Annotated in this window: 13 protein-coding genes; 5 read left to right on the top strand and 8 right to left on the bottom strand. The window is 59.8% G+C overall.

From position 1 onward, the window contains the following. Nucleotides 1-739: 739 nt before the first annotated feature. From QMK55_RS16350 to QMK55_RS16320, 7 genes are all read right to left on the bottom strand, one after another. Nucleotides 740-1,456: an ABC transporter ATP-binding protein gene (locus QMK55_RS16350; protein WP_025111825.1), complete on the bottom strand. Its 717-nt coding sequence runs from the start codon at nt 1,454-1,456 to the stop codon at nt 740-742. After that, nucleotides 1,453-2,325, bottom strand: coding sequence for an ABC transporter ATP-binding protein (locus QMK55_RS16345; RefSeq protein ID WP_102354332.1), 873 nt, complete (start codon nt 2,323-2,325; stop codon nt 1,453-1,455). The genes QMK55_RS16350 and QMK55_RS16345 overlap by 4 nt, the downstream gene beginning before the upstream one ends. Continuing rightward, nucleotides 2,322-3,623 (bottom strand): high-affinity branched-chain amino acid ABC transporter permease LivM, encoded by a 1,302-nt coding sequence (gene livM, locus QMK55_RS16340; protein ID WP_102354331.1) that lies wholly within the window; start codon nt 3,621-3,623, stop codon nt 2,322-2,324. The genes QMK55_RS16345 and livM overlap by 4 nt, the downstream gene beginning before the upstream one ends. Before the next feature lie 3 nt (nt 3,624-3,626). Next, entirely contained in the window at nt 3,627-4,541 is a 915-nt protein-coding gene (locus QMK55_RS16335) for an ABC transporter permease subunit (protein ID WP_102354330.1), read from the bottom strand. A gap of 242 nt (nt 4,542-4,783) precedes the next feature. Next, nucleotides 4,784-5,917: an ABC transporter substrate-binding protein gene (locus QMK55_RS16330; RefSeq protein ID WP_064117213.1), complete on the bottom strand. Its 1,134-nt coding sequence runs from the start codon at nt 5,915-5,917 to the stop codon at nt 4,784-4,786. Nucleotides 5,918-6,285: 368 nt separating this feature from the next. Beyond that, nucleotides 6,286-7,569: an FAD-binding oxidoreductase gene (locus tag QMK55_RS16325; protein ID WP_320329560.1), complete on the bottom strand. Its 1,284-nt coding sequence runs from the start codon at nt 7,567-7,569 to the stop codon at nt 6,286-6,288. Between the two features lie 158 nt (nt 7,570-7,727). After that, nucleotides 7,728-9,218: an aldehyde dehydrogenase family protein gene (locus QMK55_RS16320; RefSeq protein WP_102354328.1), complete on the bottom strand. Its 1,491-nt coding sequence runs from the start codon at nt 9,216-9,218 to the stop codon at nt 7,728-7,730. 165 nt (nt 9,219-9,383) lie between these two features. On the opposite strand from QMK55_RS16320, the gene QMK55_RS16315 reads away from it, so the two are divergent. The 3 genes from QMK55_RS16315 (at nt 9,384) to nadE (ending at nt 12,569) form a co-directional block, all read left to right on the top strand. Then, complete coding sequence (locus QMK55_RS16315; protein ID WP_320329559.1) at nt 9,384-10,286, top strand: LysR family transcriptional regulator; 903 nt, start codon at nt 9,384-9,386, stop codon at nt 10,284-10,286. Nucleotides 10,287-10,513: 227 nt separating this feature from the next. Then, a complete protein-coding gene (gene pncB, locus QMK55_RS16310; RefSeq protein ID WP_320329558.1) occupies nt 10,514-11,737 on the top strand; it encodes a nicotinate phosphoribosyltransferase in 1,224 nt (407 codons plus the stop codon). A 4-nt stretch (nt 11,738-11,741) separates the two neighbouring features. After that, a complete protein-coding gene (gene nadE / locus QMK55_RS16305; protein WP_102354325.1) occupies nt 11,742-12,569 on the top strand; it encodes an ammonia-dependent NAD(+) synthetase in 828 nt (275 codons plus the stop codon). Nucleotides 12,570-12,752: 183 nt separating this feature from the next. On the opposite strand, the gene azu is transcribed toward nadE, so the two are convergent. Then, a complete protein-coding gene (gene azu / locus QMK55_RS16300; RefSeq protein ID WP_025111837.1) occupies nt 12,753-13,199 on the bottom strand; it encodes an azurin in 447 nt (148 codons plus the stop codon). 340 nt (nt 13,200-13,539) lie between these two features. On the opposite strand from azu, the gene QMK55_RS16295 reads away from it, so the two are divergent. Both QMK55_RS16295 and QMK55_RS16290 read left to right on the top strand, forming a co-directional pair. Beyond that, complete coding sequence (locus tag QMK55_RS16295; RefSeq protein ID WP_102354324.1) at nt 13,540-14,127, top strand: TIGR00730 family Rossman fold protein; 588 nt, start codon at nt 13,540-13,542, stop codon at nt 14,125-14,127. Between the two features lie 68 nt (nt 14,128-14,195). Beyond that, nucleotides 14,196-14,384, top strand: coding sequence for a hypothetical protein (locus tag QMK55_RS16290; RefSeq protein ID WP_102354323.1), 189 nt, complete (start codon nt 14,196-14,198; stop codon nt 14,382-14,384). Nucleotides 14,385-14,585: the final 201 nt, after the last annotated feature.

The raw sequence follows: 14,585 nt of genomic DNA, 5'->3' as shown, positions 1-14,585 counted from the left end.
AAAAACGACCAACCACAGCAACACCACGGCCAGCGTGGCCTGTAGCCATGTGCACGCACGTTATCCACAGTCCCTTCCACAGTTTCCGGGGGCAAGTGGAAACGCGCAAAGCCACGCCACACAAGGCTTTGCGCGGGAAATAGAAAGTTTTTTGCTTGACCCTGAAGCGGCAGTTGTGCCGGACATGGCATTTTGCACGACCCACCGGTCACCCCTGTGATTGCGCGAGGCCAGTAATTACGGCCCTCAGCGCAGTCTTTCCAGAGTTTAGTCACAGACTTATCCACAGGCTTGCTCACATCGAATCACCTGGGTTGCGACCAGCATAAAAAGGTTGACAACGACGTCATCCGCTCCAGAAAAAACACCTGATCAAAAAACACTCACCACCCTGCAGGCCACGGTTCAAAAGGGCTGCAGCCAGCTACTCCCACGTTATTCACAGCCAGCTCCACAGCAAACGGGGACAAGTCAAAACTGTGGAAAAACAGCCATTTGCAGCGTCTATATGTCGCGCTTTGGCAGCTATGGGAATTTGTTTTCCACAATTCTGAAAAATGGCTCAGATCAACCGCAAGAGTGAGCCTGCTCGCCATAGCGGTAATACATTCAGCATCGGCGGTGGCCAACACACTGCTATCGCGAGCAGGCTCACTCCTACAGGAGGTTTTGCGGTGAGTTCGAGATGTAAAAAGCCCCGGGACTTTCGTCGCGGGGCTTGTGGACAACTCAAGAAGAATCAGTGCCCACCCAGATAGGCGTTACGCACCTCCTCGTTCACCAGCAGCTCTTTACCGGTACCGGTCAGGCGAATCTCGCCGTTGACCATCACATACGCGCGGTCCGACAGCTTCAGCGCATGGTTGGCGTTCTGCTCGACCAGAAAGATCGTCATCCCGGTTTTCGCCAGTTCGCGCAGGGTGGCGAAGATCTGCTTCACCACGATCGGCGCCAGGCCCAGGCTCGGCTCATCGAGCAGCAGCAACTTCGGCCGACTCATCAGTGCCCGGGCGATGGCGAGCATTTGTTGCTCGCCACCGGACATGGTCATCGCCCGCTGAGTGCGGCGCTCTTCAAGCCGTGGGAACAGCGTGAACATGCGCTGCATGTCCTCCTTGGCGTACTTGTCGCCAATCGGGATGGTGCCCATCAGCAGGTTTTCCTCGACGGTCATGTCGGGGAACACCCGCCGCCCTTCCGGCGACTGCGCAATGCCGTTGGAGGCGATGTAGTGCGAGGACTTGTGGGTAATGTCGACGCCTTGATAGAGGATCTGCCCGCCCGCGGCCCTTGGCTGGCCAAAGATCGACATCAGCAGCGTGGATTTTCCCGCGCCGTTGGAGCCGATCAGGCTGACGGTTTCTCCTTCGTTGATCTGCAGCGACACGCCTTTGAGGGCCTGGATCGGGCCGTAGAACACGTCGAGGTCTTTGAGTTCGAGGATCGGTCGGGTCATACCAGTTCCTCTTCATCGGCGCCCAGGTAGGCGGCAATCACTTTCGGATCGTGACGGATAGCGTCGGGGCCGCCCTCGGCGATGACGACGCCGTGGTCCAGCACCACGATGTGGTCGGAAATGCTCATTACCATGCCCATGTCGTGTTCGATCAGCACCACGGTCAGATCGTGCTCGTCACGCAGCAGCCGGATCATCGCGCTCAGCGCTTCGGTTTCCTGAGGGTTGAGGCCGGCGGCCGGTTCGTCGAGGCAGATGATCTGCGGTCGCGTGCACATGGCCCGGGCGATTTCCAGACGGCGTTGCTGGCCGTAGGACAGTTCACCGGCCAGGCGGTTGGCGCAGTCCACCAGATCGACCACTTCCAGCCAGTAGAACGCGCAATCCAGCGCGTCGCTTTCGGCCTTGCGGTAGCCCTTGGTATTGAGGATGCCGGCCAGCATGTTGCGGTTGACCCACATGTGCTGGGCCACCAGCAGGTTTTCCAGCACCGACATTTCCTTGAACAGGCGAATGTTCTGGAACGTCCGGGCCAGGCCAGCACGGTTCACCAGATGCGTACCACCGAACATCTTGTAGTACAGGCGACTGAGGAAGGATTTCGGCGAAACGAAATCGGTCGGTTTGAACGACTCGCCCAGCAGCTTGATGACGTTGGTCTGCTTGCCGCGCACGTTGAGTTCGATCTTGCCGCCGGAGGCCTTGTAGAACCCGGTCAGGCAGTTGAACACCGTGGTCTTGCCCGCTCCGTTGGGGCCGATCAGGGCGAAGATCGAATTGCGTTTGACCTTGAGGCTGACATCGCTCAGGGCCTTGATGCCACCGAAGTGCATCATCAGTTTTTCCACAGAGAGTACGACTTCACTCATGGCGCAGTCCTCTCGTAGTGAATGGCACCTTTGCGTGGAGTGACCCCGGTACGGCTGATGCGGATCAGCCCTCGTGGTCGCCAGATCATCATCAACACCATCAGGATGCCGAACAGCAGCACGCGGTATTCAGCGAAACCGCGCAGCAGTTCCGGGGCCACCGTCAGCACGAACGCCGCGATCACCACACCGATGGTCGAGCCCATGCCGCCGAGCACCACAATGGCGAGGATCAGCGCCGATTCGAAGAAGGTGAACGAGGTCGGATTGACGAAGCCTTGATAGGTGGCGAAGAACACCCCGGCCAGACCTGCCGTCGACGCACCGATGGTGAACGCCGAAAGCTTGACCAGCACGTGATTCAGGCCCATCGAGCGACAGGCGATTTCGTCTTCACGCAAGGCTTCCCAGGCCCGGCCTACCGGCATCTTCACCAGGCGATGCTTGATGTACAGCACGGCCAGTACCACCAGGAACAACACCGCGTAGATGAAGTAGTACTTCACGTCAGGGTTGTAGGCGATGCCGAAGAACTCGTGGAACGGCACCCCGCCATCCTTAGCCCGTTTGCCGAATTCCAGACCGAAGAACGTTGGCAGCGGTGCCGGCATGCCGTTCGGGCCGCCGGTCAGCGACAGCCAGTTGTTAAGGATCAGGCGAATGATTTCACCGAAGCCCAGGGTCACGATCGCCAGATAGTCGCCATGCAGGCGCAGCACCGGGAAGCCGAGGATGCAACCAGCCAGACCCGCAGTGATCGCTGCCAGCGGCAGCACGGTCCAGAAGCCCAGCCCGAGGTATTGATAACCCAGCGCCAGACCGTAGGCGCCGATGGCGTAGAACGCCACGTAACCGAGATCGAGCAGACCAGCGAGGCCGACCACGATGTTCAGCCCCAGCCCCAGCAACACGTAGATCAACCCGAGGATGACCACGCCCAGTAAATAGGAGTTGGAGACAAACGGCACGATGACCGCGAGCACAATCAGCAGCGGGATGACCCAGCGCAGGGAGGATTTGTGATCGGCAGGCAGCACATGCACACCGGAACCGGTGCTCTCGAATCCGTCGAGAATCTTCAGGCCCTTGGGCGTCTGCAGAAACAGGCTCAGGGCAAAGCGGCCGAGCATGACGATGCCGATGATCCACGCGACGCGGGTCGGTTCGAGTTTGAAGCTGTAGCCGTCGAGCACGACGCCGACAATCGGGCCGAACACGATCAGCGCAATGAGGCCGGCCAGAATCGCCTCAACCAGGCTTTTTTTGATATCGATGTTTTTTTGAGTGGTTGAAGACATCGCTTACACCTTCGACACAAGAGGACGGCCCAACAGACCCTGAGGCCGGAAGACCAGAACAAGTACGAGCAGCGAGAAGCTGAACACGTCTTTGTAGTCGGAGTTGACCAGGCCCGAGAACAGCGACTCGGAGATCCCGAGAATGATCCCGCCAAGCATCGCGCCGGGCAGTGAGCCGATCCCGCCGAGCACCGCGGCAGTGAACGCCTTGATGCCGATGACGAAGCCTGCGTAGAAGTCGAACGTGCCGTAGTTCATGGTGATCAGCACGCCGGCCAGGGCCGCCATCGCCGCACCGATGATGAACACGTAGGAAATCACCCGGTCGGTGTTGATCCCGAGGATCGAAGCCATCTTGCGGTCTTGCTGGGTGGCGCGGCACATACGGCCGAGCTTGGTGTACTTGATCACGTAGGTCAGCAGGCCCATGCCGACAAATGCGGCCACCAGAATGAAGATCTTGGTGTAGGTCAACTGAACGAAACCGCTGCCGACGTCGACACGCCAGGCACCGGTGAGCAGCGTTGGAACACCCTGTTGGCGGGCGCCCTGGCTGATCTGGGCATAGTTTTGCAGGATCAGGGAGATACCGATGGCGCTGATCAGCGGTGCCAGTCGGGTGGAGTTGCGCAGAGGTTTGTAGGCGACGCGTTCGATCACCCAGCCATAAACGCCGGTGACGACGATGGTGAAGACCAGCGTGCCGAGCATCAACAGCGGGAAGGATTCAATACCGAAGTAAGCCAGCAGAGCCAGACTGATTGCCGCGAGGTACGCGGAAATCATGTAAACCTCGCCGTGGGCGAAGTTGATCATGCCGATGATGCCGTAGACCATTGTGTAGCCGATGGCGATCAGGCCATAGACCGACCCGAGGGTCAGGCCGTTGACCAGTTGCTGCAGGAAAATACCATCCATAACGCAATCTCACGCAATGAGAACCTGCCCTCCGGTGGGCGGGCGGTTCTTCTAGGAAAAATACAGATTTACGTCGGAGCAATGTCAGCCACGATCAGCCCATCCCACACCGTCCCTGTGGGAGCGAGCCTGCTCGCGAAAGCGGTCGATCATTCAACACATGTGTTGGCAGTCATTCCGTCTTCGCGAGCAGGCTCGCTCCCACATTGGATCGGTGGGGGATCAACTGATCGCGTCAGCCCTTACTTCTGTTTTTCCAGCTGGTGATATTTGCCTGTCGCGTCCCACTGGTAAACCACGTAGTCGGAGACTTTCAGGTCGCCCTTCTTGTCCCAGGCCTTCTCGCCCATCACGGTTTTCACCGGATTGGCTTTCAGCCACTCGGCGGCTTTCTCGCCACTGTTGGACTTGGCGCCGTTGAAGGCGGCCGCCAGGGTCTGGACCGATGCGTAGGCATAAAGGGTGTAGCCTTCAGGCTCGGTACCGGCTTTGCGGAAAGCATCCACAACGGTTTTACTTTCTGGCAGCAGACGAGGGTCGGCGCCAAAGGTCATCAGCACGCCGTCAACGTATTGCGGGCCACCGGCGGTGGTCACCAGTTCGTCGGTGACGATACCGTCGTCAGACATGAACTTGACGTCTTTCAGGCCTTCGGTGCGCAGTTGCTTGACCAGCGGCCCGGCTTCCGGGTGCAGGCCGCCGAAGTAGACCACGTCGGCACCGGCCGCACGGATCTTGGTGACCACGGCACTGAAGTCTTTCTCGCCACGGGTCAGGCCTTCATACAGCACCGGCTTCACGCCACGTTTTTCCAGCTGAGCCTTGGTCGCATCGGCCAGGCCCTGACCGTAGGTGTCCTTGTCGTGCAGCACGGCGACTTTCTTGCCCTTGAGCACATCGACGATGTAGTCGCCGGCCACGATGCCTTGCTGGTCGTCACGCCCGCACATACGGAACATGGCGCTCAGGCCGCGCTCGGTCACTTGCGGGTTGGTGGAACCCGGAGTGATCGCGATGACGCCGGCTTCGTCGTAGATTTCCGAGGCGGGGATGGTGGAGGAGGAGCAGAAGTGACCGACCACACCGGCAACCTTCTGGTTGACCAGGTCCTTGGCGACCGTTACAGCCTGTTTCGGTTCGCAGGCGTCATCGCCCTTGACCAGTACGATTTTCTCGCCGTTGACGCCGCCTGCCGCATTGACCGCGTCCGCCGCTGCCTGTGCACCCTTCATGTACTGCTCGCCAAATGCCGCGTTGGCGCCAGTCATTGGACCCGCTACACCGATTTTCACATCAGCTTGAGCAAACGCAGAAACACCCAGCGCAGTAGCAACTGCGAGGGCCAGAAAGCCTTTCTTGTAAAACGTCTGGGACATGAGGTGGTGCTCCAAGGTTTTTTTTAGTTGGCACTGCGACTTCACTTCACTGAATGCTCTGAGCAAGCGCCGTGCCATCGGTTTTTTATTCTTCAAAAAGTCGCTGCTTTCTTGTTATTTCGACTGTTTCGTTCCCATTTTCATTGGGCGTGCAACCGTCTAAACCGCGGAAGGTGAAACCTTTTTAAATCTGAGGCGCAACCCGCTTGCGCCATCATTGCAACCGCGGCACCAAACGACGTGCAACCAGCCTGTAACAGCTCGCGTCACCGAACTGCACACTGCTGGTGCGGGACTGCTACAACCCGCACCATTACAGGCTAGTCGCTGCATCGAAAAGCGCCGCTTCCGGCAACATAATTCAACACTCAGATGACGATGCGCAGGCACTGGCCCGCGTGATACAGCGAGAAACCCGCCTCATAAAGGCAGCTGCGCAAACCGACGCCGGCCAAGGGCTGCATCGGTGCGAAGGGGATCGGCAGGGCTTGAGGATTGCCGTGACACAGGTAATCGGCGAAGGCCTTGCCGACCACGGTGCCGGTGGTCACGCCGCGACCGTTGTAACCGGTGACAGCCACCAGGCCAGGCGCCGGCTCGAACAGGCGCATCAGGTGATCGGGAGTAAAGGCGATGCGCCCGGTCCAGGTGCATTCCCACTCCACCGGTTTCAGGTTGGGGAAGTAGTGCTGCTGCACCCGGTCGGCCCAGGTCTTGAGAAACCAGGTGGGTTTCTGATTGCCGTTGCCCAGACTGCCGAGCAACAAACGGCCGTCCTTGTCGCGGCGAATGCTGCTCAGCACCTGCCGCGTATCCCACGAGCCCTGCCCGCCCGGGAGGATTTCCTGGGCAGCGTCTTCGGTCAGCGGAACCGAGGCGACCTGATAGTAATAACCGGGGAAGAAGTTGCGCTTGAGTTCGGTCCAGTCGCCCTCGGTGTAGGCGTTGGAGGCAATCACCACTTGTTCGGCAAGCACTGAGCCCTGTTCGGTTTGCACCGACCATTGCTGGCCCTGGCGTTCGAGTCGGGTCACCGGCGAGTGATCGAACATCTGCCCGCCCAGGCCTTTCACCGCATTGGCCAGCCCGGTGACATAGGCCATCGGGTTGAGGGTGCCGGCGCGGCGGTCGAGCAATGCCGCAGCGATCTTCTGCGTGCCGGTGGCTTGTTGGCAGGCCTTGCCGGTCAGCAGTTCGACCGGTGCGCCACGGCGCTTCCATTGTTGCTCGCGACTGCGCAGATCGGCCTCGCCCTTGGCATTGTGCGCCATGTGCAGGGTGCCTTCGCGGCGCAACTGGCAATCGATGTTGTACTTCTCCACCAGGCTGAACACCAGCGCCGGCGCCGCTCCGAGCATGCGGTTGAGCTGGCTGCCAACGGCCTCGCCAAACCCGGCCTCGATCTCGTCCGGCGGGATCCACATGCCGGCGTTGACCAGCCCGACATTGCGCCCGGACCCACCGTGCCCGGCACGATGCGCTTCCAGCACGCAGACGCTCTTGCCCTTTTCCAACAGATGCAGCGCCGCCGACAAGCCGGTAAACCCGGCGCCGATCACGCAGACATCGACTTTGACTTCACCCTTGAGCGCGGTGTTATCCGGCCTTTGCGGCGTGAGTTTTTCCCACAGACATTCTTCGCGTAACGGCATTGCCAGACTCCAACAGAAACCTGCCAAACACTGCAAAATGATCGTTCCCACGCTCTGCGTGGGAACGCAGTCAGGGACGCTCTGCGTCCCAGAAGCGAACGCGGAGCGTCCGGTGAGGCATTCCCACGCAGAGCGTGGGAACGATCGATCTCCACCTGTCAGTCGAAGGTGATGCCCTGCGCCAGCGGCAACTCCAGCGAGTAGTTCACGGTATTGGTCTGGCGGCGCATGTACGCGCGCCAGGCGTCGGAGCCCGACTCGCGGCCACCGCCGGTCTCCTTCTCGCCACCAAACGCGCCGCCGATTTCCGCGCCGCTCGGGCCGATGTTGACGTTAGCGATGCCGCAGTCGCTGCCGACCGCCGACATGAACTGCTCGGCCTCGCGCACATCAGTGGTGAAGATGCATGACGACAGGCCTTGCGGTACAGCGTTGTTCAGGCGCAGCGCTTCCTGGAAGTCGCTGTAACCGACCACGTAGAGGATCGGCGCGAAGGTTTCGCTGCAGACCACATCGCTCTGCTCCGGCATTTCAACAATCGCCGGCGATACGTAGTAGGCGTTGGGAAATTGCGCTTCAAGCTGACGCTTGCCGCCGAACACCCGACCGCCCTCGCTCAACGCCTGCTCCAGCGCATCCTGCATGTTTTCGAAGCTGTGTTTGTCGATCAGCGGACCGACCAGATTGCCTTCCAGCGGATGGCCGATGCGCACTTTCGCGTACGCGGCTTTGAGGCGGGTGACGATCTCTTCTTTCACCGATTCATGGGCGATCAGACGACGCAGCGTGGTGCAACGTTGACCGGCAGTGCCGACCGCACTGAACAGAATGGCGCGTACAGCCATGTCCAGATCGGCGCTCGGGCCGAGGATCATCGCGTTGTTGCCGCCCAGTTCCAGAATGCTGCGGGCAAAACGTGCGGCGACTTTCGGCGCCACTTCGCGGCCCATGCGGGTGCTGCCGGTGGCGCTGATCAGCGCCACACGCGGGTCATCCACCAGCGCTTCGCCGGCATCGCGACCACCAATGATCACCTGGCACAGGTTTGCTGGAGCATCGGTGAAATTCTTCACCACGCGATCAAACAGCGCTTGGCAAGCCAGTGCGGTCAGCGGAGTCTTCTCCGACGGTTTCCACACCACCGGGTTGCCGCAGACCAGCGCCAGCGTGGTGTTCCACGCCCACACCGCGACCGGGAAGTTGAACGCACTGATCACGCCAACCACGCCCAGCGGATGCCAGGTTTCACGCATGTGGTGGCCCGGGCGCTCGGAGGCGATGGTCAAACCGTAAAGTTGACGGGACAGGCCGACGGCGAAGTCGCAGATGTCGATCATCTCCTGCACTTCACCCAGACCTTCCTGGGTGATCTTGCCCGCTTCCCACGACACCAGCTCGCCGAGGTCGGCCTTGTATTCGCGTAGCACTTCGCCGAACTGACGCACCAGCTCGCCGCGACGCGGGGCCGGCACCTTGCGCCATTGTTCGAACGCATGATCTGCGCGACTGATGTGCTGCTCGACTTCGGCCGGGCCTTCCCAGTTCACGGCGGCGATGCGGCTGCCATCGATGGGCGAATGCACCGGCACTTTGCCGTTCTGGTACAGGGCCGGGTTCACACCAAGACGATCAAGCAATGCGGCAACCATGGGTCACTCCTCAAGCGAAAAACTGAATGTGTGCGGTCGAATGTTCACGACCGGGCAGGCCTTTAGTTGTAGCGTCAGACCGGCGAGGCAACAAACGACCTTTACGCGAGATATCATTCCGTTTATTCATGCTGCGCATAGAAAGACAAGAAAAAGGGATCACCCATGCTGAATAAACGCCACCTGCCGTCGATCACCGCGTTGCAGTGCTTCGAGGCCGTGACCCGGCACCTGAGTTTTACCCGGGCCGCCGAGGAACTGAACCTGACCCAGAGCGCTGTCAGCAAGCAAGTGGCGCAGCTTGAGGAATTGCTCCAGCACTTGTTGTTCCGTCGTGTTCGTCGTCGCTTGCAGATGACCCCGGCCGGGGATTTGTACCTGGTGGAAGTCCGAAAAATCCTCACCCAGGTGGAAATGTCGACGCATTACCTGCGTTCCTACGGCGGCGAGACCGAAGTCCTGCGCGTCTCTACGCCCTCGACCTTCGGCGCCCGCTGGCTGGTACCGCGCCTGAAAGGCTGGCGCCTGCGCCATCCGTCGATCCATCTGGATCTGTGCAACGAGCAGGAGGCCGATGATTTGCTGCAAGGGCGCAGCGATCTGGCGTTCTATTTCGGCCAGAGTTCACGCCCCGGCACCGAGTGCCTGAAGCTGTTCGGCGAAGAGCTGGTGCCGGTCTGTGCACCGGGCAGTCTGCCGGACACGCCCTTCACCGACCCGACGCAACTGACCGACCTGGTACTGCTGCAAAACGCCTCGCGCCCGCAGGCGTGGCACGACTGGTTCGACAGTCAGGGTTACCACACCGAACACAGCTACCACGGGCCGCGCTTCGAAACCTTTTATATGTGCATCCGTGCCGCTCAGGTCGGCTGCGGCGTGGCGCTGTTACCACGGTTTCTCGTGGAGGAGGAATTGGCCGACGGCAAACTGGTCATTCCCTGGCCGCATGCAATGCCCAGTTCCGACGCCTATTACCTGGCCTACCCGGAACATGCGGCGGAGGTGCCAAAGGTGCGGGATTTTGTGAAGTGGATGCTGGAACAGATCGACAGCCCTGCTGCTTAACAGACCGAAACACAAACTTGTGGTGAGGGGATTTATCCCCGATCGACTGCGCAGCAGTCGTCACTCTTGAATTTTTGGGGTCGCTGCGCAACCCATCGGGGATAAATCCCCTCACCACAAATGATCTTCACCTGCCAAATATTGCTGGCAATCCCCACCGCTGATATGCGCCACTAGCACCATTGTTTGATACCGCGCCATGCGCGGTGCACCTGGAGACCCCGTTTATGAGCGAGAGTGTGTTTGCCGATCGCATCGTGCAGAACCTGCTCGACACCGACTTCTACAAACTGACGATGATGCAGGCGGTGCTGCACAACTACCCCAACGTCGAAGTCGAATGGGAGTTTCGTTGCCGTAACAGCGAAGATCTGCGCCCATACCTGGCCGAGATCCGTTATCAGGTCGAGCGTCTGGCCGAACTGAGCCTGAGCGCCGACCAGTTGAGTTTCCTGGAGCGCATCAGCTTCCTCAAACCGGATTTCCTGCGTTTTCTCGGATTGTTCCGCTTCAACCTGCGCTATCTGCACACCGGGATCGAGAACGGCGAACTGTTCATCCGTCTACGTGGCCCGTGGCTGCATGTGATTTTGTACGAAGTGCCGCTGCTGGCGATCGTCAGCGAAGTGCGCAACCGCTATCGCTACCGGGAAATCCAGCTGGTACAGGCGCGTGAGCAGCTGTATCGCAAGTTCGACTGGCTCAGCGCCAACGCCTCGACCGATGAACTGGCGCAGTTGCAGGTCGCCGATTTCGGTACCCGCCGACGCTTTTCGTACCGTGTGCAGGAAGAAGTGGTGAACGTGCTCAAGCACGATTTCCCCGGGCGCTTCGTCGGCACCAGCAACGTGCACCTGTCCCGCGAGCTGGACATGAAACCGCTGGGCACCATGGCCCATGAATGGATCATGGCTCATCAGCAACTCGGCCCTCGGCTGATCGACAGCCAGATCGCCGCCCTCGACTGCTGGGTGCGTGAATACCGGGGGCTGCTGGGCATCGCCCTCACGGACTGCATCACCACCGACGCCTTCCTCGGCGACTTCGACCTGTTCTTCGCCAAGCTCTTCGATGGCCTGCGTCACGATTCCGGGGATCCGGTGCAGTGGGGCGAAAAATGCATCGCCCACTACCACAAGCTCGGCATCGACCCGATGAGCAAGACGTTGGTGTTCTCCGACAGCCTGAGCCTGCCCAAGTCGCTGGAGATCTTCCGCGCGCTGCACGGTCGGATCAACGTCAGCTTTGGCATCGGCACCAACCTGACCTGTGACATTCCGGGTGTCGAACCGATGAGCATCGTGCTTAAAATGACTGCCTGCAACGGCCAGCCGGTGGCGAAGATCTCCGACGAGCCCGGCAAGACTCACTGTAAAGACCCCAACTTTGTCGCCTATTTGCGACACGTTTTCCAGGTTCCTGCCGTTTCCAGTCTATCTAGCAAGGAGTGAATTCATGCAAGCCGTACAGCGTGAGATTGCTGAACAGCTCAAGGTCCAACCGCCATTCGCCGGCCACCAGGCCCTCGAAGCGGAAATTGCCCGGCGCATCACCTTCATCCAGGACTGCCTGGTCAATTCCGGCCTCAAGACCCTGGTGCTGGGCATCAGTGGCGGTGTTGACTCGCTGACCGCAGGCCTCTTGGCCCAGCGCGCCATGCGCGAACTGCGCGAGCGCACCGGTGACCACAGCTACAAGTTCATTGCCGTGCGCCTGCCGTACGAAACCCAGTTCGATGAGCACGACGCACAAGCTTCGGTGGACTTCATCGCCCCGGATGAGCGCCACACCGTCAACATCGGCCCGGCGGTGAAGTCGCTGGCCAGTGAAGTCGCGGCGTTCGAAGGCAAGCATGCGGTGTCGGTGGATTTCGTATTGGGCAACACCAAGGCGCGGATGCGCATGGTCGCCCAGTACACCATCGCTGGCGCGGCGCACGGTCTGGTGATCGGCACCGACCATGCGGCGGAAGCGGTGATGGGTTTCTTCACCAAGTTCGGTGACGGCGCTTGTGATCTGGCGCCGCTCAGCGGTCTGGTGAAAAACCAGGTCCGGGCGATTGCGCGCAGCTTTGGTGCACCAGAGTCGTTGGTCGAGAAAATTCCGACGGCGGATCTGGAAGACCTGTCGCCGGGCAAGCCGGACGAAGCGTCCCACGGCGTGACCTACGCCGAGATCGACGCGTTCCTGCACGGCGAGCCGGTGCGCCAGGAAGCGTTCGACATCATCGTCGCGACCTACAACAAGACCCATCACAAGCGTGTCATGCCGTTCGCGCCTTGATCGCTGATGGAATGAAAAAGCCCGCTGAGGAGTGATCCTCTGCGGGCTTTTCTTTGGCCAGGTCATCTGTCGATGCTGATGGCCCCTTCGCGAGCAGGCTCGCTCCCACAGGGTTTCAGGTGTCAGACACAGAACCTGTGGGAGCGAGCCTGCTCGCGAAGAACGATGACGCGGTAAACCTGCTTACTTGACAGCAATGGTGCCTTTCATCATCGAGATGTGGCCCGGGAACGAGCAGAAGAAGCCGTAATCAGTGCCAGCGGCCAGCTTCGATACGTCGATGGTCAGTGTGTCTTTCTCGCCGGCACCGATGATCTTGGTGTGAGCAATAACGCGCTCGTCGCCGTCTTTCAGGTAGTTCTTGTCGATGCCTGCGGCCAGGCCGTCAGTGGCGATCGGCTGCATGTCAGCGGTTTTGCTGACGACCAGGTTATGGCCCATGACGTTCTTCGGCAGGCTGCCGGAGTGGGTCAGCTCGACGGTGAAGGTCTTGCAGCTCTTGTCGATCACGATCTCCTTGGTGTTGAAGGACATCTGGTCGGTGGAGTCAACGGTGGTTTTGCACTCGGCAGCCATCAATTGGCTGCTGGCCAGCGCCAGCAGGGATACCGCAACAACTTTGGAAAACATGGTGAATCTCCAAGGCAGGGTTAACAAAAACACGAATGGTGGAAAGACTGCCTGAAATCTTCGCAAGTTCCTATGACTTGAGTCAAAAATTGTATACAACTTTCAGGCTATGACACTCATCGAAACAATCTACCGGCCAGACTCAACGGCCGGCCCTATGATCGGCGCATCTACTGAGACGGAGTGCCTGTCATGTTCTTTAACGGTCTGTTGTGCAGTTTGCTCGCTGCCTACGCCTGTGGCGCCAGCGGCACCTTTGAATCGCCAGAGCGCGAAGTTTAGCCCTTGGATCAAGGCGTGCCAGCCATTACCCTGTGACGGATTGACCCAGGAGGAAGGCATGTCTCTCAAATCCGTTTGTGTATTTTGCGGTGCCAACGCCGGCACTGATCCGGCTTACACCGAGGCCGCCAAAGCCCTTGGCCGCGCACTGGCCGAGCGCCACTTGACCCTGGTCTATGGCGGTGGCGCCGTGGGGTTGATGGGGCTTGTCGCCGACGCCGCACTGGCCGCTGGCGGTGAAGTGATCGGGATCATTCCGCAAAGTCTGATGGACAAGGAAATCGGCCACAAAAGCCTGACCCGCCTCGAAGTGGTCGACGGCATGCACGCGCGCAAGGCACGCATGGCCGAACTCAGCGATGCGTTCGTCGCGTTGCCCGGTGGCCTCGGCACGCTGGAAGAGCTGTTCGAAGTCTGGACCTGGGGCCAGCTCGGCTACCACGGCAAGCCGCTGGGCCTGCTGGAAGTGAACGGTTTTTACAGCAAACTCACGGCTTTTCTCGACCATATCGTCGGCGAAGGCTTCGTTCGCGCGCCACACCGTGACATGCTGCAAGTGAGCGAATCGCCACAAACCCTGCTCGATGCTCTCGATCAGTGGAAGCCGACCGTCACCCCCAAGTGGGTAGACCAAAAACCCGGCTAACCGCCAGGCACCGATACAGGGCAGAATACGCGCCGCTCAACCTCACCTTCGACCCAAGAGGATCGCCCATGGCCAAACCCAATTACTCCTTCGCCAAACGTCAACGAGACCTGGCAAAGGAGCAGAAGAAAGAGGAAAAGCTTCAGCGCAAGAAACAAATGGCTGAAGAAGCGGCACTGAACCCTGACGGTGAAGTGGCGACTGACGACGATGCTGTTGATGTTGATGCACCGAAAGATCAGGCGCCCGACGCCTGAGCCCCACCGGGTTTGATGATCGAATCAGACCCTGCGGATTTGTGACGGGGCTGGCGGTTGCACTGCCGGCCCTCACAGCCCCCCTTTTCGCCCCCCCAAAAATTCCCCTGTAGGAGTGAGCCTGCTCGCGATAGCGGTGTGTCAGTTGAAATATTTGCTGCTGACACACCGCTATCGCGAGCAGGCTCACTCCTACTGTTT

This window comes from Pseudomonas sp. P8_229 (genome assembly GCF_034008635.1).
Taxonomy (GTDB): Bacteria; Pseudomonadota; Gammaproteobacteria; order Pseudomonadales; family Pseudomonadaceae; genus Aquipseudomonas.
Note: the sequence above shows the minus strand (reverse complement) of the source record. Positions and strands in the feature narration are given on the sequence as shown.

Excerpts from the sequence above, each read along its gene's own strand:
- QMK55_RS16350 (WP_025111825.1), bottom strand. The coding sequence starts at position 1,456 with ATGACCCGACCGATCCTCGAACTCAAAGACCTCGACGTGTTCTACGGC.
- QMK55_RS16345 (WP_102354332.1), bottom strand. The coding sequence starts at position 2,325 with ATGAGTGAAGTCGTACTCTCTGTGGAAAAACTGATGATGCACTTCGGT.
- livM (WP_102354331.1), bottom strand. The coding sequence starts at position 3,623 with ATGTCTTCAACCACTCAAAAAAACATCGATATCAAAAAAAGCCTGGTT.
- QMK55_RS16335 (WP_102354330.1), bottom strand. The coding sequence starts at position 4,541 with ATGGATGGTATTTTCCTGCAGCAACTGGTCAACGGCCTGACCCTCGGG.
- QMK55_RS16330 (WP_064117213.1), bottom strand. The coding sequence starts at position 5,917 with ATGTCCCAGACGTTTTACAAGAAAGGCTTTCTGGCCCTCGCAGTTGCT.
- QMK55_RS16325 (WP_320329560.1), bottom strand. The coding sequence starts at position 7,569 with ATGCCGTTACGCGAAGAATGTCTGTGGGAAAAACTCACGCCGCAAAGG.
- QMK55_RS16320 (WP_102354328.1), bottom strand. The coding sequence starts at position 9,218 with ATGGTTGCCGCATTGCTTGATCGTCTTGGTGTGAACCCGGCCCTGTAC.
- QMK55_RS16315 (WP_320329559.1), top strand. The coding sequence starts at position 9,384 with ATGCTGAATAAACGCCACCTGCCGTCGATCACCGCGTTGCAGTGCTTC.
- pncB (WP_320329558.1), top strand. The coding sequence starts at position 10,514 with ATGAGCGAGAGTGTGTTTGCCGATCGCATCGTGCAGAACCTGCTCGAC.
- nadE (WP_102354325.1), top strand. The coding sequence starts at position 11,742 with ATGCAAGCCGTACAGCGTGAGATTGCTGAACAGCTCAAGGTCCAACCG.
- azu (WP_025111837.1), bottom strand. The coding sequence starts at position 13,199 with ATGTTTTCCAAAGTTGTTGCGGTATCCCTGCTGGCGCTGGCCAGCAGC.
- QMK55_RS16295 (WP_102354324.1), top strand. The coding sequence starts at position 13,540 with ATGTCTCTCAAATCCGTTTGTGTATTTTGCGGTGCCAACGCCGGCACT.
- QMK55_RS16290 (WP_102354323.1), top strand. The coding sequence starts at position 14,196 with ATGGCCAAACCCAATTACTCCTTCGCCAAACGTCAACGAGACCTGGCA.